The 18,462-nt window shown below is 60.3% G+C and carries 15 protein-coding genes; 7 read left to right on the top strand and 8 right to left on the bottom strand.

The features are described 5' to 3' along the window. Nucleotides 1-479 precede the first annotated feature (479 nt). The 3 genes from AC1DSG_RS14900 to AC1DSG_RS14890 are packed head-to-tail and all read right to left on the bottom strand — an operon-like array spanning nt 480 to nt 2,860. Nucleotides 480-1,826 (bottom strand): ATP-binding protein, encoded by a 1,347-nt coding sequence (locus AC1DSG_RS14900; RefSeq protein ID WP_477791564.1) that lies wholly within the window; start codon nt 1,824-1,826, stop codon nt 480-482. Beyond that, nucleotides 1,823-2,500, bottom strand: a complete 678-nt coding sequence (locus AC1DSG_RS14895) for a response regulator (protein WP_477791563.1) — start codon at nt 2,498-2,500, stop codon at nt 1,823-1,825. The genes AC1DSG_RS14900 and AC1DSG_RS14895 overlap by 4 nt, the downstream gene beginning before the upstream one ends. Nucleotides 2,501-2,554: 54 nt before the next feature. Continuing rightward, a complete protein-coding gene (locus AC1DSG_RS14890) occupies nt 2,555-2,860 on the bottom strand; it encodes a hypothetical protein (protein WP_477791562.1) in 306 nt (101 codons plus the stop codon). Between the two features lie 143 nt (nt 2,861-3,003). Between AC1DSG_RS14890 and AC1DSG_RS14885 the strand changes: the two genes are divergently transcribed. Both AC1DSG_RS14885 and AC1DSG_RS14880 read left to right on the top strand, forming a co-directional pair. Then, the gene (locus tag AC1DSG_RS14885; protein WP_477791561.1) at nt 3,004-3,795 is read left to right on the top strand and encodes a dienelactone hydrolase family protein; all 792 of its coding nucleotides are present in this window, start codon (nt 3,004-3,006) and stop codon (nt 3,793-3,795) included. A gap of 160 nt (nt 3,796-3,955) precedes the next feature. After that, entirely contained in the window at nt 3,956-4,681 is a 726-nt protein-coding gene (locus AC1DSG_RS14880) for a 4'-phosphopantetheinyl transferase family protein (protein ID WP_477791560.1), read from the top strand. A 126-nt stretch (nt 4,682-4,807) separates the two neighbouring features. Here AC1DSG_RS14880 and AC1DSG_RS14875 read toward each other — a convergent pair whose 3' ends face one another. Continuing rightward, nucleotides 4,808-6,418 carry an ATP-binding protein gene (locus AC1DSG_RS14875; RefSeq protein WP_477791559.1) on the bottom strand — a complete coding sequence of 537 codons (1,611 nt, stop codon included), beginning with the start codon at nt 6,416-6,418 and terminating at the stop codon, nt 4,808-4,810. Next, nucleotides 6,415-7,137, bottom strand: coding sequence for a response regulator (locus tag AC1DSG_RS14870; protein ID WP_477791558.1), 723 nt, complete (start codon nt 7,135-7,137; stop codon nt 6,415-6,417). The genes AC1DSG_RS14875 and AC1DSG_RS14870 overlap by 4 nt, the downstream gene beginning before the upstream one ends. Before the next feature lie 733 nt (nt 7,138-7,870). Between AC1DSG_RS14870 and AC1DSG_RS14865 the strand changes: the two genes are divergently transcribed. Then, nucleotides 7,871-10,765 carry a ribonucleoside-diphosphate reductase subunit alpha gene (locus AC1DSG_RS14865; RefSeq protein ID WP_477791557.1) on the top strand — a complete coding sequence of 965 codons (2,895 nt, stop codon included), beginning with the start codon at nt 7,871-7,873 and terminating at the stop codon, nt 10,763-10,765. A 149-nt stretch (nt 10,766-10,914) separates the two neighbouring features. Here AC1DSG_RS14865 and AC1DSG_RS14860 read toward each other — a convergent pair whose 3' ends face one another. From AC1DSG_RS14860 to AC1DSG_RS14850, 3 genes are read right to left on the bottom strand one after another with little or no spacing between them, the layout of a single operon-like run. Then, on the bottom strand, nt 10,915-11,919 hold the full coding sequence (locus tag AC1DSG_RS14860; RefSeq protein WP_477791556.1) for a 4-hydroxythreonine-4-phosphate dehydrogenase PdxA: 1,005 nt from the start codon (nt 11,917-11,919) through the stop codon (nt 10,915-10,917). Next, nucleotides 11,916-12,872, bottom strand: a complete 957-nt coding sequence (locus AC1DSG_RS14855; RefSeq protein ID WP_477791555.1) for an amidohydrolase family protein — start codon at nt 12,870-12,872, stop codon at nt 11,916-11,918. The genes AC1DSG_RS14860 and AC1DSG_RS14855 overlap by 4 nt, the downstream gene beginning before the upstream one ends. After that, entirely contained in the window at nt 12,865-14,205 is a 1,341-nt protein-coding gene (locus AC1DSG_RS14850) for an MFS transporter (RefSeq protein WP_477791554.1), read from the bottom strand. The genes AC1DSG_RS14855 and AC1DSG_RS14850 overlap by 8 nt, the downstream gene beginning before the upstream one ends. A 361-nt stretch (nt 14,206-14,566) precedes the next feature. Between AC1DSG_RS14850 and AC1DSG_RS14845 the strand changes: the two genes are divergently transcribed. From AC1DSG_RS14845 to AC1DSG_RS14830, 4 genes are all read left to right on the top strand, one after another. Next, nucleotides 14,567-15,583: a Bug family tripartite tricarboxylate transporter substrate binding protein gene (locus AC1DSG_RS14845; RefSeq protein WP_007946803.1), complete on the top strand. Its 1,017-nt coding sequence runs from the start codon at nt 14,567-14,569 to the stop codon at nt 15,581-15,583. Nucleotides 15,584-15,635: 52 nt separating this feature from the next. Continuing rightward, on the top strand, nt 15,636-16,169 hold the full coding sequence (locus AC1DSG_RS14840; RefSeq protein ID WP_477791565.1) for a tripartite tricarboxylate transporter TctB family protein: 534 nt from the start codon (nt 15,636-15,638) through the stop codon (nt 16,167-16,169). Next, nucleotides 16,166-17,695, top strand: a complete 1,530-nt coding sequence (locus AC1DSG_RS14835) for a tripartite tricarboxylate transporter permease (RefSeq protein WP_477791553.1) — start codon at nt 16,166-16,168, stop codon at nt 17,693-17,695. Before AC1DSG_RS14840 ends, AC1DSG_RS14835 begins: the two co-directional genes overlap by 4 nt. A gap of 70 nt (nt 17,696-17,765) precedes the next feature. Continuing rightward, nucleotides 17,766-18,462: LysR family transcriptional regulator (locus tag AC1DSG_RS14830; RefSeq protein WP_477791552.1), on the top strand; the 697-nt coding region annotated here is incomplete at its 3' end.

The following is an 18,462-nucleotide window of genomic DNA, read 5'->3' as shown; positions in this document are numbered from 1 at the left end:
GTCGGTTTCTGGCGGGTTGGGTGTGATCTTGAACATGTGAAGCTCCGTGGTTGGTTGAGCCGCCACGACCTATCGCTAAACAAGTAAAGGTGGCGGCTGTACGCAGGTTAGCGATCCGGGTCACAGAAACCCCGGGTAGACTCGAAGGTCTCCCACGCACAGCCACCATTACGGGAATTGCAGGCACTAAAAACTGCAATCAAAACCTGGGCGCTCTTGCGTCTGTGTAGGGGATCGGATCGCTAAACCCGATCGCTGATTCGTCAGCGACCCGCAAACGATAGAACCCACGCCCCAGGCGCACAAGCCGGCGGATTCTGGCGTAGCTRTAGGCGGATGCGCAAGGATGTGTAGCCTGAGAGAGTGTCTGGAGGTGTCTTTTAAATATCTCTGTTTATTGCAGAGAATCTATGGGTTTCGTGTTGGATGCTCGGGCCTCATCGCGAGCAGGCTCGCGATGAGGCCAGCACGGCCAACCTCTAAACCACCGGAAAATGAATCCGGAACGCCGCTCCGCCCATCGGCGAATCCCCTAGCGTCAACTTCGCGCTGTAGCTTTCGATAATGTCCTTGACCACCGCCAGACCAATCCCCTGCCCCGGATGCTGACGATCCAGCCGCTCGCCGCGTTCGAGAATCCGTGCGCGCTGATCCATTGGCACACCGGGGCCATCGTCCTCGACGCACAACTCAACCCCGCTCAACGTCTCTCGCACGCTTATGCGCACTTCGCCCAGGCACAGGCGATAGGCGTTTTCCAGCAGGTTGCCCATCATTTCCAACAACGCGCCCTGCTCGATCGGCACGTAACACTGATCCGGCAGATCGAAAGCAACGCGCACGTGTTTATCGCGGTAGACCTTGTCGAGCGTGTCGCACAGGCTTTGCAGCACCGGCTGCAGGCGCACCTGATGGCGCACCAGGCCGCTTTTGCGCAGGCTGGCGCGTTGCAGTTGGTAGCTGATTTGTTGGCTCATGCGTTCGATCTGCGTTTGCAGCACCCAGGCCTGATCGCGGTCTTGCGGGCGCTGGGCCATGTCTTCGCTGACGCCTTGCAGCACGGTCAGCGGGGTTTTCAAGCTGTGGGCCAGGTCGTCGAGGGAGTCACGATAACGGCTGCGCTGTTCGCGCTCGCTGTGCAGCAAGCGGTTGAGGGAGCCGGTCAGGCGTAACAGTTCGCGCGGGTGTTGTTCGCTGAGGCTTTCCCGGGCGCCACTTTCGATTTCGTCCAGTTCCTGGCTGAGCCGGCGCAAGGCCTGCAAGCCCCAGGTCAGGCCGACCCACAGCAGAGCGAGCAACACCAACAGCGCCGCACCGAAGCCCAGGTAAAGGTTTTCGCGCAGGCCTTCGAGGGTGGCTTCGTATTCGCGCACCGGTTGCAGGGCGACGATGCTGAACGCCGCGCTTTTGCCGCCGAGCAGTTTGACTTCGACGTCGTAGACGAAGAATTCCTGACCGTTGGCCTCGCGAATGCGCGCGAACTCATTACCACGCCCGTCGTAACGTGGCCTGTAGTTGATCATCTCTTCCCCGGCGGCCTTCGAACGCCAGACCAGTCGACCTTCGCGGTCAAAGATGTAGCCGAGCAAACGACTGTCCGTCAGGTTGAAACGTTCATCCGGCAACTGCGCCGGCATTAGCAGGGTGTTGTTTTCCACGCGCGCGGCGGAGATCAGCGTGGTGACGTCCGAGGCCAGGCGTTGCTCGATCGAATCCTGCAACGCCAGGCTGAACGCGCCTTGCATCGCCGGCAGCAACGCCAGCATGAACAACACAGCCAACAGGGTGGCGGCGAGCATCAAGCGGACACGAAGGGAACGAATCAAGTGCAGCGCTCATTGAACAGGTAGCCGAGACCACGCACGGTATCGATCGGTTTGAAACCGGCCGGACCTTCGAGTTTGCGGCGCAGACGACCGACCAGTACTTCGATGACATTCGGATCACGCTCCTCGTCATCGGGGTAGAGCTGTTCCATCAAGCGGTCCTTGGCCACCACTTGTTGGTGATGACGCATGAGGTATTCGAGGATCCGGTACTCATAGGCGGTCAGGGCCAGCGGTTGTTCATCGAGCGTGGCTTGTTTGCGGTTGAGGTCGAGTAACAGTGGCCCGGCGACAATGGTCGACTGGGTGAAACCGCTGGAACGGCGCAGCAAGGCATTCAGCCGGGCATCGAGTTCTTCGAACTGGAACGGTTTGACCACGTAATCATCGGCGCCAGCGGCGAGGCCTTCGACCTTGTCCTGCCAGTTACCGCGAGCGGTGAGGATCAGGATCGGGAAGGTCTTGCCCCGCGTGCGCAGCTGACGGATCAGGTCGAGCCCGCCCATGCCTGGCAAGCCGAGGTCGATCACCGCCAGGTCATGGTTGAACTGCTCGGTCCGGTACAGCGCCTCTTCGGCGTTAGCCACGGATTCGACCACATGACCACTCTCCGTCAGGCGGGTTTGCAGGTGATGGCGCAACAGCGCTTCATCTTCGACGACCAGCAGTTTCATAACGCTCTCCCGGACAAAGCAACATCTCCAATGGCACAACGGCGCATCCAGCGGTCAGGACAGATCATAGCGGCCCTTGAGGTTTTCCTGGCCGAGTTTAAAGCCATTGTGCGAGACCGACACGTTGGCGTAACCGACGGAGTAATCGGTCGGGTTTTCCAGTTGGCCAAAATGCGCGCCCCAGGCACTTTCATTTCCCAGCGGGCTGACCGTGCTGAAGCTGTTCAGGGACAGAGACTTTTTGACCTTCTCGTTGGTCTTCCCAAGCGCAAGGCTGGCGATGATGTCATCGGAGGCTAACGCCGCGGTGCTCGCGCTCAGAACGGTGAAAGCCAGAATCAGGTTTTTAAAGCCAGTCATTTGGGAATTTCCTCATGCACAGGTGCTTTGGGTACGAGCCACCTTACTCACCCGCCCCTGAACTGCCCCTGAACATAGGCTGAACCCAAGCTGAACAAGATCAACTAGGCTGTTTTGATGCCTTTCTTGCAGGAGATCCGACCATGCGCACTTTCCTCGCCCTCTGCTTGCTGGTGATGAGCGGGCTGACTCAAGCCGCCATCAAGACCCAGGAAATCCCCTATCAAAGTGTCGATGGCACAAAAATGATCGGCTATTACGCCTACGACGACGCCATCAAAGGCCAGCGACCCGGCGTTCTGGTGGTGCATGAATGGTGGGGGCTGAACGACTATGCCAAGCGCCGGGCCCGTGACTTGGCCGGTCTGGGCTACAGCGCGCTGGCCATCGACATGTACGGCAACGGCAAGAATACCGAGCATCCGAAGGACGCCATGGCGTTCATGCAGGACGTGCTCAAAGACAGCTCGGCGGCTGCGGCTCGTTTTCAGGCCGGGCTTGAACTGTTGGAGCAACAACCGCAAACCGACCCGAATAAAATCGCGGCGATTGGCTACTGCTTCGGCGGCGCGGTAGTCCTGAACGCCGCACGTCAGGGTTTGCCGCTGGCGGGTGTGGTGAGTTTCCATGGCTCGCTGGCAACCAAGACGCCGGCTGCACCGGGTACTGTGAAGGCGAAAATTCTCGTGGAGCATGGGGCGATGGACACTATGGTCACGCCGGAAAACGTGGCGGCGTTCAAGGCTGAAATGGACAAGGCCGGCGCCGACTATAAATTCGTCAGCCTTGAGGGCGCCAAGCATGGATTCAGCAACCCGGATGCGGATCGGTTGAGCCATGGCGAGCATGGCGGGCCGGATATGGGGTACAACAAAGCGGCGGATGAACAGTCCTGGGCGGATATGCAGGCGTTTCTCAAAATGATTTTCAGTTGATCAAGTAGACCGCGGCGCGGCTAATCGCGAGCAAGCTCGCTCCCACMKGGATCTATGCAGCACCATAAATCCMKGTGGGAGCGAGCCTGCTCGCGATGGCCGCACCTCGGTCTAACGTCAGGACTACCCAGCCTGAGCACAACCCGGCAAAATGCCCGGCATGAATCCCGCCCCCGCCCTTCCCGCCTGCTGCACCCCACTCGACGCCCATTGGCCGCTGCCGTTTGTGCTGGCCGATACGGTGCTGCTGAGTACCCACTTCGATAGCGCCCAACTGGCCAGCGATGATTTCCAGCGCAGCGCCATCGAGCCGCCTGCGAGCATTCAGCGTTCAGTTGCCAAACGTCAGGCCGAATTTCTCGCAGGCCGGGTGTGCGCTCGTGCCGCGTTGCAACAATTGGAAGGCCTGAGTTTTAGCCCGGCCATCGGCGAAGACCGGGCGCCGGTGTGGCCCGCGCACATTGCCGGCTCCATCACCCACAGCACCGGTCGGGCAGCGGCGATTGTCGCGAGGAAAACCGCTTGGCGCGGTCTGGGCATGGACCTGGAAAACCTGCTCACCCCTGAACGGGCCGAGCGTCTGGCGGGGGAAATTCTCACGCCACCGGAGTTGCAACGCATGGCGGCCGGTCGTCTTGATGATCTGGCGCTGCTGGTGACGTTGACGTTTTCGGTGAAGGAAAGCCTGTTCAAGGCGCTGTACCCGATTGTTCAGCAGCGCTTCTATTTTGAACATGCCGAGGTGCTGGAGTGGAGCGAGGCGGGCGAGGTCCGGTTGCGCTTGCTGACGGATTTGTCTGACGAGTGGCGCAATGGCACCGAGCTGGAGGCGCAGTTTGGGGTGATGGATGGGCAGTTGTTGAGTCTGGTCAGTATCAAGGCCTGAAGATTTGCAGTGATTGTTCCGGCCCCTTCGCGGGCAAGCCCGCTCCTACACTGGATCTATGTAGCGTCCGAGATCCCTGTAGGAGCGGGCTTGCCCGCGAAGGGGCCSGAACAGACACCCACTATCTCAGCGCTTCTCCTGATTGCGCGGCCAGCTCAAGCTGAAGCAGGCCCCACCCAAACTCTTGCTCTTGCTGATCAACGCCCGCCCGTCATGCCAATGGATGATCCGCCGCACGATGGACAGCCCCAACCCATGCCCGCCCGAAGCGCGGGTACGGCTGTCATCCAGGCGCAGGAACGGCGTGAAAATTCGTTCCCAGGCCAACTCCGGCACCCCCGGCCCGTCATCCTCGACGTCCACCCGGCAACGCTGCTGCCCCACCTGATAACTGACGGTCACCCGCGACGAGGCGTGGCGCATGGCGTTGCTGACCAGGTTCTGAAGGGCCCGATGCAAGTAGCGCGGTTCGGCCTCGACCCAAGCGTCATCGCAGTCGGCGGCCGACAAACACAAGCCGCGCTGCACCGTGACCTCGGCGCGCAATGGCGCCAGTTCTTCGATGACTTGATTGACCAGCGCGTCCAGATCGATTCGCTGGAAATTCAGTGCCGGCGAGCCCTGCTCCAGCCGCGCGTAGGTGAGCATCTCGTCGACCAGTTTATCGAGGTCCTCGATGTCGTGATCCATGCCCTCACGGTATTTCTCCATCTGCTGTGGCGTGGTGGCCGAGCCGATCATTTCCAGGCCGAAACGCAGACGCGCCACGGGCGTGCGCAACTCGTGAGACACGGCGCGCACCAGTTCACGCTGGATCGCCAGCAATTGCTGCAAGTGCTCGGCCATGCCGTTGAACGCTGCGGCCAGTCGTCCCACCGAGTCGGCGCCACGCGCCGGTACGCGGGTTTCCAGGCTGCCCTGGGCAATACGCGTGGCGGCCGCTTCCAGACCGCGTAAACGGCGCTCCAGTTGCCGCACCAGCAGGTAGACGATCAGACCGATCAGGCTCAAACCGAGGGCGGCGATCAACACCAGCCATTCGGGCGGATAAGGGTTCATCTGGTACAGCGGGCCGATCTCCAGCACCCACGGCGTGCCGACCATGCCGGCAAACACCCGGATCGAGTCGCCGCCCTTGCCCAGCGCCATCACCGTATCGCCCTCGGACACCCGGCGGCTCTGGTCTTCGTCCATGTCCGCCTGCTCGACCTTGACCAGGCGCAAGTCGAAACCAAAGCTTTTCTCTTCTTTCAACAGCGCCAGCCGCTGGGACTGCTCGGCCACCGGGTAGCGCACCAGTTCATCGACCAGCAGGTAAATAGTGGCGCGGGCCAGTTGTTCGCTGATCTGCTGCACCTCGCCCACCAGCACAAGCTGTTCTTTGTCACTGACCAGTCGGTAGACCTTTGCTGCGTGCGGGCCAGTCTGCTCCACCAGCGCCTGGCCGTGGAGGACGCGGGTGCGCTGGGTGAGATCGAGGTTGGTCTGGGCAAACGTGGTCAGCCCTAATGGAATCCCGAGCAAGCGCTCCCAGACCAGCAAGGCGCGATGGCGCTCGGTTTCGTTCATCGGCTTGAGGTTGTCGGCCATCAACGAAAACGTACCGTGGGCCAGACGCTCGCGGTATTGCTCGCCGCGCACCTCATTGAGCAAGTGCAACGCCAGCACGCCCAGCACCGCGACCAAGATCAGCGCCGCGCACATGCCGCCATAAATGCGCAGGAAGATCGAATTCACAGCGACGGGTCTACGCTGGCTTCAGGAACAAACAGATAGCCTTTGCTGCGGATGGTTTTGATCAGCCGCGGGTGCTCCGGGTCATCGCCGATTTTCGGGCGGATGCGCGAAATGCGCACATCGATGGAGCGGTCCTGACCGTCATAACCGATGCCGCGCAATGCGGTGAAAATCTCTTCACGGGACAGGATGCGCCCGGCATTGGCCACCAGCAGCCAGAGCAGGTCAAATTCAGCGCTGGTCAGCTCGATGCCGTTGTCATGCAGCCAGGCTTCACGCAACGCGTTGTCCACCACCAGCGGACCAAACTGCAGGCGCCGCTGTTTTTCCGGGATGGCCTCCGGTGCTTCGCTACGGCGTAACAGGGCCTGGATGCGCGCCAGCAACAGGCGCGGGCGTACCGGTTTGCACACATAGTCGTCGGCACCGAGGTCCAGGCCGAGGATCTGGTCGGTGTCGTCGGTGCGGGCAGTGAGCATCAGGATCGGGCCGTCATATTTGTCACGAACCTTGCGGCAAATGCTCAGCCCGTCTTCGCCGGGCAGCATCAGGTCGAGGATCACCAGGTCCGGCTTCTCCTTGAYAATGCGAGCCGCCGCCAGCGCACCATTGCCCTCGATCGAGACGCGCAGGCCATTGGCTTCCAGGTAGTCGCGAGTCAGTTCGGCCAGACGCTGGTCGTCCTCCACAATCAATACCTGCCAGGCTTCTTGCTCCACGGTGACCTCTGCTTGCCAACAACACTAATAAGGAAGGATCCGCCCGTCTTTTTGTAATGATTGGGAGGATAAGAATGCGTAACCATGGGGCGATTGTATAAACGCCGCCCGTCGAGAACACAAGCCGGCAAATGCGTTCGGACATGTCGGTTTTTTGTGGTAGGGTTCGCGCCCTTAAAAATCCTGGCGGCTGTTTTCAATCCTTGAAAATCGATGAAAAACGCCTCGATCCCGCTAGGTCGCGGCCTGCACGCCGGTTCCACCTTTCACACACAATTTACACACAGRTTTATCCACAGGTAGTGCGTTGCAACACCTCCAAAAACGCACTATCTTGTACCCCGGCGCTAAAAAAACCCTACATGTAGGGTTTTAGCTTAAAAGCCCAACCACATTTCAGACCAGAAACTCAAGCGCTTTATTGCCTGTTTATGGTTGAACACAGCGTGATTTTACAAGACCAAACCGCACTGGCGGATGGCACCGTTTTTTCAGGCCAGAACAGCCAAAACGGTACGGGTGTTGCAGTCATTACTGGCACCCCGAAAGGAATCCGGTTTCGAGCCCAGGCTCGCAACCCAAAGACTTCGGCAAGGACGCGGCCTCATTAGCCTTTTTCCTACTGTCCCGAAGTTGTTATGCCCGACGCCCGTCGGTTGTAGTGCTTTTGGACAGAACGGTGGGCACCGTGATGGTGCCCAAACAAACATAGAGAATGTGGAGACAACCCCCCATGCAAACCGACACAACGCGCGAGAACCCGCAGGGCACCTTGCCGCAGGCCGCTGATTCGACTTCGGATCTGTCCGCCACCGCGCCTGGTCAACTGCGCGTGATCAAGCGAAACGGCACTGTCGTTCCTTACACCGACGACAAAATCACCGTCGCGATCACCAAAGCGTTTCTCGCAGTTGAGGGCGGCACCGCTGCCGCCTCGTCGCGAATCCATGACACCGTGGCCCGCCTGACCGAACAAGTCACCGCGACCTTCAAGCGTCGCATGCCATCGGGCGGCACCATCCACATCGAAGAAATCCAGGACCAGGTCGAACTGGCCCTGATGCGTGCCGGCGAGCAGAAAGTAGCCCGCGACTACGTGATCTACCGTGACGGCCGTTCGAAACAGCGCGCCGCCCACGCACCGGCCGAAGAAGCCGTCAACGCTCACCCATCGATCCGCATCACCCGCGCCGATGGCAGCCTGGCACCTCTGGACATGGGCCGTCTGAACACCATCGTCACCGAAGCGTGCGAAGGCCTGGAAGAAGTCGACGGCGACCTGATCCAGCGCGAAACCCTGAAAAACCTGTACGACGGCGTGGCCCTGACCGACGTCAACACCGCCCTGGTGATGACCGCCCGTACCCTGGTCGAGCGTGAGCCGAACTACTCGTTCGTCACCGCCCGCCTGCTGATGGACACCCTGCGTGCCGAAGGCCTGAGCTTCCTGAACGTTGCCGAAAGCGCGACCCACCACGAGATGGTCGACCTGTATGCCAAGGCCCTGCCTGCGTACATCGCCAAGGGTATCGAATTCGAATTGCTGAACCCGGTCCTGGCGACTTTTGACCTGGAAAAACTCGGCAAGGCGATCAACCACGAGCGCGACCAGCAGTTCACGTACCTGGGCCTGCAAACCCTGTACGACCGTTACTTCATCCACAAGGACGGTATCCGCTTCGAACTGCCGCAAATCTTCTTCATGCGTGTGGCCATGGGCCTGGCGATCGAAGAGAAGCAGAAAGAAGACCGTGCCATCGAGTTCTACAACCTGTTGTCGTCCTTCGACTACATGTCCTCGACGCCGACCCTGTTCAACGCCGGCACCCTGCGTCCACAGCTGTCGAGCTGCTACCTGACCACCGTGCCGGATGACCTGTCGGGCATTTACCACGCGATCCACGACAACGCCATGCTGTCGAAATTCGCCGGTGGCCTGGGCAACGACTGGACGCCGGTTCGTGCACTGGGTTCGTACATCAAGGGCACCAACGGCAAATCCCAGGGCGTTGTACCGTTCCTCAAAGTAGTGAACGACACCGCCGTCGCCGTTAACCAGGGTGGCAAGCGCAAAGGCGCTGTGTGTGCCTACCTGGAAACCTGGCACATGGACATCGAAGAGTTCATCGAGCTGCGTAAGAACACCGGTGATGACCGTCGTCGTACCCACGACATGAACACCGCCAACTGGATCCCTGACCTGTTCATGAAGCGTGTCTTCGATGACGGCAAGTGGACCCTGTTCTCGCCATCCGAAGTGCCGGACCTGCACGACCTGACCGGCAAGGCCTTCGAAGAGCGTTACGAGTACTACGAAGCCCTGACCGAATACCCAGGCAAGGTCAAACTGTTCAAGACCATCCAGGCCAAAGACCTGTGGCGCAAAATGCTGTCCATGCTGTTTGAAACCGGCCACCCATGGCTGACCTTCAAAGACCCGTGCAACCTGCGCAGCCCGCAGCAGCACGTCGGCGTGGTTCACAGCTCGAACCTGTGCACCGAAATCACCTTGAACACCAACAAGGACGAAATCGCCGTTTGCAACCTGGGCTCGATCAACCTGCCGAACCACATCGTCAACGGCAAGCTGGACACCGCCAAGCTGGAACGCACGGTAAACACCGCTGTTCGCATGCTCGATAACGTGATCGACATCAACTACTACTCGGTGCCACAAGCGAAGAACTCCAACTTCAAGCACCGTCCGGTCGGCCTGGGCATCATGGGCTTCCAGGACGCTTTGTACCTGCAGCACATTCCTTACGGTTCCGACGCGGCCGTCGAGTTCGCCGACAAGTCGATGGAAGCGGTCAGCTACTACGCGATCCAGGCCTCCTGCGACCTGGCCGACGAGCGCGGCGCTTACGAGACGTTCCAGGGTTCGCTGTGGTCCAAAGGCATCCTGCCGCTGGACTCGCAACAAATCCTGATCGAGCAACGTGGCCAGAAGTACATCGACGTTGACCTGAACGAATCCCTGGACTGGGCACCGGTTCGCGCCCGTGTTCAGAAAGGCATTCGTAACTCCAACATCATGGCCATCGCACCGACCGCGACCATCGCCAACATCACTGGCGTCTCGCAGTCGATCGAACCGACCTACCAGAACCTCTACGTGAAATCGAACCTCTCGGGCGAATTCACCGTGATCAACCCGTACCTGGTTCGCGACCTGAAGGCTCGCGGTCTGTGGGACTCGGTCATGATCAACGACCTGAAGTACTACGACGGTTCGGTTCAGCAAATCGAGCGCATCCCGCAAGAACTCAAAGAGCTCTACGCGACTGCGTTCGAAGTGGACACCAAGTGGATCGTTGACGCGGCAAGCCGTCGCCAGAAGTGGATCGACCAGGCTCAGTCGCTGAACCTGTACATCGCTGGCGCATCGGGCAAGAAGCTGGACGTGACCTACCGCATGGCCTGGTACCGTGGTCTGAAAACCACTTACTACCTCCGTGCCCTGGCCGCCACCAGCACCGAGAAGTCGACCATCAACACCGGCAAGCTGAACGCTGTTTCCAGCGGCGGCAACCACGGTGAAGATTCGGTCCTGGCAGCACCTGCCGGCCCTGCTCCAGTGCCGAAAGCTTGCGCCATCGACGAGCCGGATTGCGAAGCTTGCCAATAACCTGAGCCGGTAGGCGCCGCAAGGCGCTTACTCGAAACCCCCGATCAGTCCTCTGGATTGATCGGGGGTTTTCTTTTGCCTCAAGGAAAGTGGTGCCTCGGCTGACGCCCTCGCGAGCAGGCTCGCTCCCACAGGGGATGTGTGTTGTGTCAGTAGCTGTTGACGCCCATCCGGCACGCAATCTCGAACGCCTGGCGAATCGCCCCGACATTCGCCTTGCCCTGCCCCGCGATATCAAACGCGGTGCCGTGCGCCGGGGTGGTAATCGGAATCGGCAAGCCGCCCTGCACCGTCACCCCACGGGAGAACCCCATCAACTTGATCGCGATCTGACCCTGGTCGTGATACATCGTCACCACCGCGTCAAAGGCACTGGCATCGCCCTGCACCTTGAGGAAAATCGTGTCTCCCGGGTACGGCCCTTCCGCCGCAATGCCCAACGCCTGAGCGGAGCGAACGGCAGGGCCGATGATGTCCAGCTCTTCGCGCCCGAACGAGCCGTTGTCGCCGTTATGCGGGTTCAAGCCACACACGCCGATACGCGGTTTTTCCAGGCCATTGCGCTTGAGTGCGGTGTCGATCAATTGAATGGCTTCCACTACCCGCGCCTGTGTGAGCATGCCCGGCACTTCAGCCAGCGCCACGTGGGAGGTCACGCGGGAAGTCCACAGGTTGTCGAGTACGTTGAATTCGCAGAACGGCCCGTGGAAATCCAGCAACTCGGCGAACCAGTGCAGCTCATCGTTATGGGTCATGCCGGCCATGTGCAGCGAGGTCTTGTTCAGTGGGCCGAACAGCACTGAGTTGGTGATGCCGGCCTCGGTCAGGCGCAAAGCCTTTTCAAGGGTATCGAGACTGTAGCGGCCGCCGATGATGCTGGCTTCGTTGCGCGCAAACTCGCCAATTGTGTCGCCGCGAAAGTCATAGAACAGCGGAGTGTCATCGACAAACGACAGCTGCTCCAGCGACTCTACGCGACGATAAGGAAACTCCGTTCCGGCGATGCGCATGCCGCGGCGCATTTCCGCCTCGTCAGCGATCAGGATGACATTGGCCTGACTGCGCACCTCGGGCTCGGCGAGCAGGCGTGCGATCAGTTCCGGGCCGATGCCCGCCGGGTCGCCCAGGACCATCGCGATGGTGGTTTTGTTCATGCTTCACTCCTCAAGGGTTCGGGCCATGTCCGGTCAATGGCGCAGGGCTCGCAGCGATAGATTTGCTGCGCGTTGCTGTAGAAAAGTCGTTGCTGATCGGCACTCGGAAAATCGGCAACGATGGATTTGAAACCGCTGTAGATGTCGTCGAACGAACCGCACAGGCTGTCCACGGGGAAGTTACTGGCGAACATCGCCCGGTCGCTGCCGAACATGGCGATGACTTCGCGCACGATCCACGCATTGTCTTTGGCCCGCCAGCGCTGCCCGCCCTGCCCCAGGCCGGAAATCTTCACCCGCACGTTCGGCCACTGCGCCAAACGCACCATCGCCAGGCGCCAACCCGCCAAGCCTTCGGCACTGCGGTCGTTGGGCAATCCGGTATGGTTGAGAATCAGCGTGGTGCCGGGAAAGTCCCGAGCCAGGCGTTCGGCTTCGTGCAGGTTCCACCAGGGCGTCTGCAAATCGAAGTGCAGGCCCAGGCCTTCGAGCGCGGCGTAACTGCGGCGCCAGTGTTCGTTGCTCATCAGGCTGCGAGTGTGCCCCACCTGCGCAGGCGCGATCGGGCCGCCGGGCTTGTGGCGCACGCTGCGCACGTACTTGAAACCCGCTTGCTCGGTGAGCACCGCAATGGCGTCCGGATGGTCGAGCCAGGCTTGTGCGACGATGGCGTTCGGCACGCCGTAGCGAGCGGCCAGTCCCTCGATAAAACGGGTTTCGCCGATGGGGTCTTGCGGGTTCCATTCGGTCTCGACGTACACCGTTTGCACGACGTTATGGGAGCCGGCGTCCGCGAAATAGTCATCGGGAAAATAGCGCCGCTTGATCGCGCTGTAATCGCCGTAGCGAAACGGGATGTTGGCCTCGGGCGCGAGCCACGGATGGTCATTGATCGATGGATCCCAGAAATGGTGATGGGCGTCTACGATGGGGCCGTTCCACAACTCACGCATGACTCACCTCATCCAGGCTGATAAATAACGTGGCCAAAACGAAGACCGCCGAGCACATCGCAAAGAAACCCAGCACCGGCGCAAAGCCTCCGGCCATTTGCACGATGATGCCCACCAGAATCGGCACCACGATGCCGCCGGTGCTGCCGGCCATGTTCATCACGCCGCCGATCAAACCGACCCGCGCCGGTGCTGCCAGCAACGCCGGGAAGCTCCAGTAGAGGCTGCCCCACATCAGAAAAAACGCGGTCATGGCCAACAACGCCACGGCCGCGAAAGGATCGCTCAGGGTCGGCAACAACAGGAATGCACCAAGCGCCACCACACCGGAAAACGCCAGCAGACTCTTGACCGCCACACCCCGACTGACGCCTTTACGGATCAGACCGTCGCAGAGAAAACCACCGGTCAACGAACCCAGTGCGCCGCAGATGAAAATCACGAACGTCGCCGCGCCAATACCTTTGATATCGAAGCCCCGAGCCTGCGCCAGATAACTCGGCCCCCAGGTCAGCAAGCCGAAATACACCATCGCCCAACTGGCGCGACCGATCAGCAACCCCGTCAGTGAACGGGCCGCAATGCCCAGCCCCTTGACCGGCGCACGGGCGGCTTCGGCGGCCGGCGTGGCACGTCCGGCGTTGATCTTCTCCAGCTCCAGGCTATTCACTTGTGGGTGCGTGGCCGGGTCATCGCGCAAATAGCGCCGTGCTACCCAAGCCAGTACGAGCGTTGCTATCCCGGCGATCACGAACGCCAGGCGCCACGAATCCAGCGACGCGATCAGATACGCAATGATCAAACCGCCCAGCGCCACACCCAGCGGGCTGCCACTGTCCATCAGCACCGCGCCGCGACTGCGCTCGCTTGGCGCCAGCCACAGGGAAATCAGCTTGCCCCCCGAAGGAAACAGCGGCGCTTCGGCGGCGCCTAAGGCCACCCTGGCAAACAACAACGACAAGCCACCCGTGGCAAACGCCGCCAGTACCTGAAACGTGCCCCACAAACCGGTGGACCAACTGATGACCCGGCGCGGACCGAAACGGTCGATCAGCCAGCCGCCGGGAATCTGCAACAACGCATACGCCCAGAAGAAACTGCTGAGGATCAACCCTTGCAGGCTCGGCGACAGGGAAAATTCATGGGCAATGGTTGGCATCGCAATCGACAGCGACACCCGATCGATCAGGTTGACCATGGTCAACGCAAAGATGATCACGAAGATGCGCCAGCGCACACTGCTGGCTTTGCTGGTGCCGATTAGCGAGGTTGCCGCTGCCGGTGATTGCACACCTGCGCCGGGCAGATGCAGGGAAGCACTGGGACGAGCCATGGTGCGTACCTCGATTTATTATTTTTTTGGTGACAACATTGGTGAGCACTATCGAAGGCTCAGTGATAACCGTCTAATCAAAACTTGAAATCAGGCGATAGCCTTGAGTTATGGCATGCCCTGCTTTCAGACAGCTTTCAATGAATATTGCCGTTTCGACTTTCCTCGAAAAAGGCTCTGGCGCAAAGCCTTGGGCGAGAAACGCCACATTCACGGACAAGACCTATAACCCCAGGCTATCGGTGTATGTATTGTTTTGACTAGACGCGAGGCCGGAGGCTTCCCACACTCAGGGCAGGCTTGCAGCTTTACCACTCCGACAAGTCACTCATAACAACTACAAAAACGAGGCCATTCCATCATGCGAAATGCATTCGTCCGTCGCACCTCCCGTCTGTTTCTCGGCTGCACGCTGGTCGCCGCAGGCGCCCTTCCCGCTCTCGCCAATGCCGCCTGGCAGCCGGACAAGAACGTCGAAATAGTCGTCGCGGGTGGCCCCGGTGGCGGTACCGACCAACTCGGTCGCCTGATCCAATCGATCATCACCACCCACAAGTTCCTCGATGTGAATACCATCGTCCTGAACAAGGGCGGCGGCAATGGCGCCGAAGCCTTTCTCGACCTGAAAATGAACAAGGGCGATCCGGAAAAACTGGTGATCGGCACCAACAACATCTACCTGTTGCCGCTGGTGTCAAAGCTCGGCTACCAATGGCAGGAACTGACGCCTGTCGCCGCCGTGGCCGAGGATGACTTCATTCTCTGGAGCTACAAAGACGCCCCCTGGAAGGACGCCAAAGGCTTCTATGCAGCGGTCAAGGCTGACCCGTCGAACCTGCGCATGGGCGGCAGCCAGTCCAAGGATGTCGATCAGACCCTGACCCTGCTGTTGAACCAGACCAATGACAGCAAACTGGTGTACATCCCGTTCAAGAGCGGCAGTGAAGCCGCGACCCAACTGGCCGGCAAACATATCGCCGCCAACGTCAACAACCCCAGCGAAAGCATCAGCCAATGGCGTGGCGACCAGGTCGAGCCGCTCTGCGTCTTCAGTAAGGAGCGCATGAGCTACACCGAGAAAGTCGCCGGTGATAAATCCTGGGCGGACGTGCCAACCTGCCACGAACAAGGCCTGGGCATCGATCAGTACCGCTTCCCGCGCACCGTGTTCATGCCCGGCGATGTCACCGCCGAGCAGCGCGCGTTTTATGTCGAGCTGATGCGCAAAGTCACCGAGACGCCGGAGTTCAAGGCCTACGTCAAACAGAACGCGCTGGTGCCGACCTTCCTCGAAGGCGAGCCGCTGACCGCCTACATTGAGAAAGACACCGCCCGCGTAACGCCGGTGTTCAAAGAAGCCGGCTGGCTGAAAAACTGAGTTGCCAACGGCCGTCCGCACGCGCGCGGCCGTCACCTGCTGGAGGTGTTTCRTGTCCCATTCTTCGGATTCACCGGCGCTGGTCGGTACCCGCTGGGTCGAACTCGGTCTGACACTCTTCACCACGCTGATCGGCGCGGTGGTGATGTTCGGCAGTGTCGAACAAGGTATCGGCTGGGGCGATTCCGGCCCCGAGCCGGGTTACTTCCCCTTCTACATTGGCCTGTTGCTGAGTGCCGCCAGTGTCGGCAACGCGGTATTGACCGTGGTGCGCTGGCAAGCCCTGAGTATTTCATTCGTCAGCCGCAGCGCCTTCAAACAGGTGATGTCGGTGTTCATTCCGATTGCACTGTTTGTCGCCGCCATGCCCTTCACCGGCATCTACGTGGCCTCAGCCTGTTTCATCGCCTGGTTCATGTGGCGTGACAAGGTGCGCGTCAAACCCTACGGCAAGCTGATGATCGGCACGGTGTCGCTGGGCGCAGTGCTCGCCAGCTACCTGATTTTCGCGCTGTGGTTCAAGGTCCCGCTGGATGCCGGCCCGATGGGCGACTGGATTGCCCTGGCCGGGAGACATTTCAAATGAGCGAGTTCGATTCCCTGCTGCAAGGCATGAACCTGATCCTGACCCCGGGCCACATCGGCCTGATGGTGATCGGCGTGCTGCTGGGCATTCTGGTCGGCGTGTTGCCCGGCCTCGGCGCCCCCAATGGCGTGGCGTTGCTGCTGCCGCTGACGTTCAYCATGTCGCCGGTGTCGGCGATCATTCTGCTGTCGTGCATGTATTGGGGCGCGCTGTTCGGCGGCTCGATTACCTCGATTCTGTTCAACATTCCCGGCGAGCCCTCATCGGTGGCGACGACATTCGACGGTTACCCGATGGCCCGTGAAGGTCGTGCCGCCGAGGCACTGACTGCGGCGTTCAGTTCCGCGCTGATTGGCGCATTGGCCGGGGTGTTGTTGCTGACATTTCTGTCGACAAAAATTGCCGCGTTCGCCATGTCGTTCAGTTCACCGGAGTTCTTCGCGGTGTACCTGTTGGCGTTCTGCACCTTTATCGGCATGAGCAAGAACCCTCCACTGAAAACCGTGGTGGCGATGATGATCGGTTTTGCCATGGCGGCGGTCGGCATGGACACAGTGTCCGGCAACCTGCGCCTGACGTTCGACCAGCCAACCTTGATGACTGGCATCAGTTTCGAAGTGGCGGTGATCGGCCTGTTCGGCATCGGCGAAATCCTCTGCACCGTCGAGGAAGGCCTGGTGTTTCGCGGCGAGCATGCGCGCATCACACCGATGATCATCCTGCGCACCTGGGCCAAGTTGCCGCGTTACTGGTGGACGATTGTGCGCAGCACGCTGGTCGGTTGCTGGATGGGCATCACCCCTGGCGGGCCGACTGCCGCATCGTTCATGAGCTACAGCCTGGCGCGGCGTTTCTCGAAGAACCGCGAGAACTTCGGCAAAGGTGAACTCGAAGGCGTGATCGCCCCGGAAACCGCCGACCACGCGGCGGGCACCAGCGCCCTGCTGCCGATGCTGACCCTGGGCATTCCCGGTTCGGCCACGGCGGCGGTGATGCTCGGTGGCTTGATGATCTGGGGCCTGCACCCGGGCCCGACGCTGTTCGTCGAGCAGCATGATTTTGTCTGGGGCCTGATCGCCAGCATGTACCTCGGTAACGTGGTCAGCCTGATCGTAGTGTTGGCCACCGTGCCGCTGTTTGCCTCGATCCTGCGGATTCCGTTTTCGATCATTGCGCCGATCATCATCATGGTCTGCGCCATCGGTGCCTACTCGGTGCACAACTCGTTCTTCGACGTGGTGCTGATGCTGGGCTTTGGCGCGCTGGGTTATCTGTTCAAGAAACTCGGCTATCCGATTGCACCGCTGGTGCTGGCGGCGGTGTTGGGCGACAAGGCTGAAGACGCGTTTCGTCAGTCAATGCTGTTTTCCGACGGTCACTTGGGGATCTTCTGGTCCAACCCATTGGTGGGCAGCTTGACCACTGCGGCGCTGCTGATGCTGTTCTGGCCACTGATTTCTAAGGCGCTGGGCGGCCTGATGGGCCTGCGCAAACCCCACGTTGCCAAACCCAAATCGGTGCTGTGACACAGCAATGCTGGCAACGCCTGACATTTGTTGTCAGGCTTGCCGCAGACTTCCTTGCGAGCCACGGCCCATGACCCGAATTCCTGCTGCCAATGTAATCCACAGTCGACTGCGCCTGCGCCAACTGCGGTTGATGCTGGCGTTGCAGGAATTCGGCTCGTTGCGCCGCGCCGCCGACCACATCGGCATGACCCAACCGGCCGCTACCAAAATGCTCCACGAAGCCGAGGACTTGCTCGGCGTCGAACTCTTCGAGCGCCTGCCCCGGGGCATGCGCGCTACCCCGTTCGGGGAAACCGTCATTTACTACGCGCGCATGGTGTTCGCCGAACTCAGCGGCATGCGTGAAGAACTGGTGGCGCTGGAGTCCGGCAACCTTGGCCGCGTCGCGGTCGGTGCGATTCCGGCACTGGCCTCGGGGCTGTTGACCCGCACCATCGCAACCTTGAAACAGAGCCATCCGCGCTTGTCCATGAGCATCCAGGTCGACACCAGCGACGTGCTGGTGCAAGCGCTGTTGCAGGATCAACTGGATATCGTGCTGGGGCGGATTCCGGTTGGTGCGCGGGCTGAAGAGTTGCTGTTTGACAGCCTCGGTGAAGAAGCCCTGTGCGTTATCGCCGGTGCGAAAAATCCACTGGCACAGGAAAAACAGCTGAGCTGGGCGGAACTGCAACACATGACTTGGGTGCTGCAACAGCATCCAAGCCCGATGCGCGCCATCATCACTCAAGTGTGTCTCAACGCCCGGGTCGACATCCCCAACA

It is taken from the genome of Pseudomonas sp. P5_A12 (assembly GCF_056400685.1).
Note: the sequence above shows the minus strand (reverse complement) of the source record. Positions and strands in the feature narration are given on the sequence as shown.

Coding starts and splice junctions, on each gene's coding strand:
- AC1DSG_RS14895 (WP_477791563.1), bottom strand. CDS start 2,500: ATGAAACTGCTGGTCGTCGAAGATGAAGCGCTGTTGCGCCATCACCTG.
- AC1DSG_RS14890 (WP_477791562.1), bottom strand. CDS start 2,860: ATGACTGGCTTTAAAAACCTGATTCTGGCTTTCACCGTTCTGAGCGCG.
- AC1DSG_RS14885 (WP_477791561.1), top strand. CDS start 3,004: ATGCGCACTTTCCTCGCCCTCTGCTTGCTGGTGATGAGCGGGCTGACT.
- AC1DSG_RS14880 (WP_477791560.1), top strand. CDS start 3,956: ATGAATCCCGCCCCCGCCCTTCCCGCCTGCTGCACCCCACTCGACGCC.
- AC1DSG_RS14865 (WP_477791557.1), top strand. CDS start 7,871: ATGCAAACCGACACAACGCGCGAGAACCCGCAGGGCACCTTGCCGCAG.
- AC1DSG_RS14860 (WP_477791556.1), bottom strand. CDS start 11,919: ATGAACAAAACCACCATCGCGATGGTCCTGGGCGACCCGGCGGGCATC.
- AC1DSG_RS14855 (WP_477791555.1), bottom strand. CDS start 12,872: ATGCGTGAGTTGTGGAACGGCCCCATCGTAGACGCCCATCACCATTTC.
- AC1DSG_RS14850 (WP_477791554.1), bottom strand. CDS start 14,205: ATGGCTCGTCCCAGTGCTTCCCTGCATCTGCCCGGCGCAGGTGTGCAA.
- AC1DSG_RS14845 (WP_007946803.1), top strand. CDS start 14,567: ATGCGAAATGCATTCGTCCGTCGCACCTCCCGTCTGTTTCTCGGCTGC.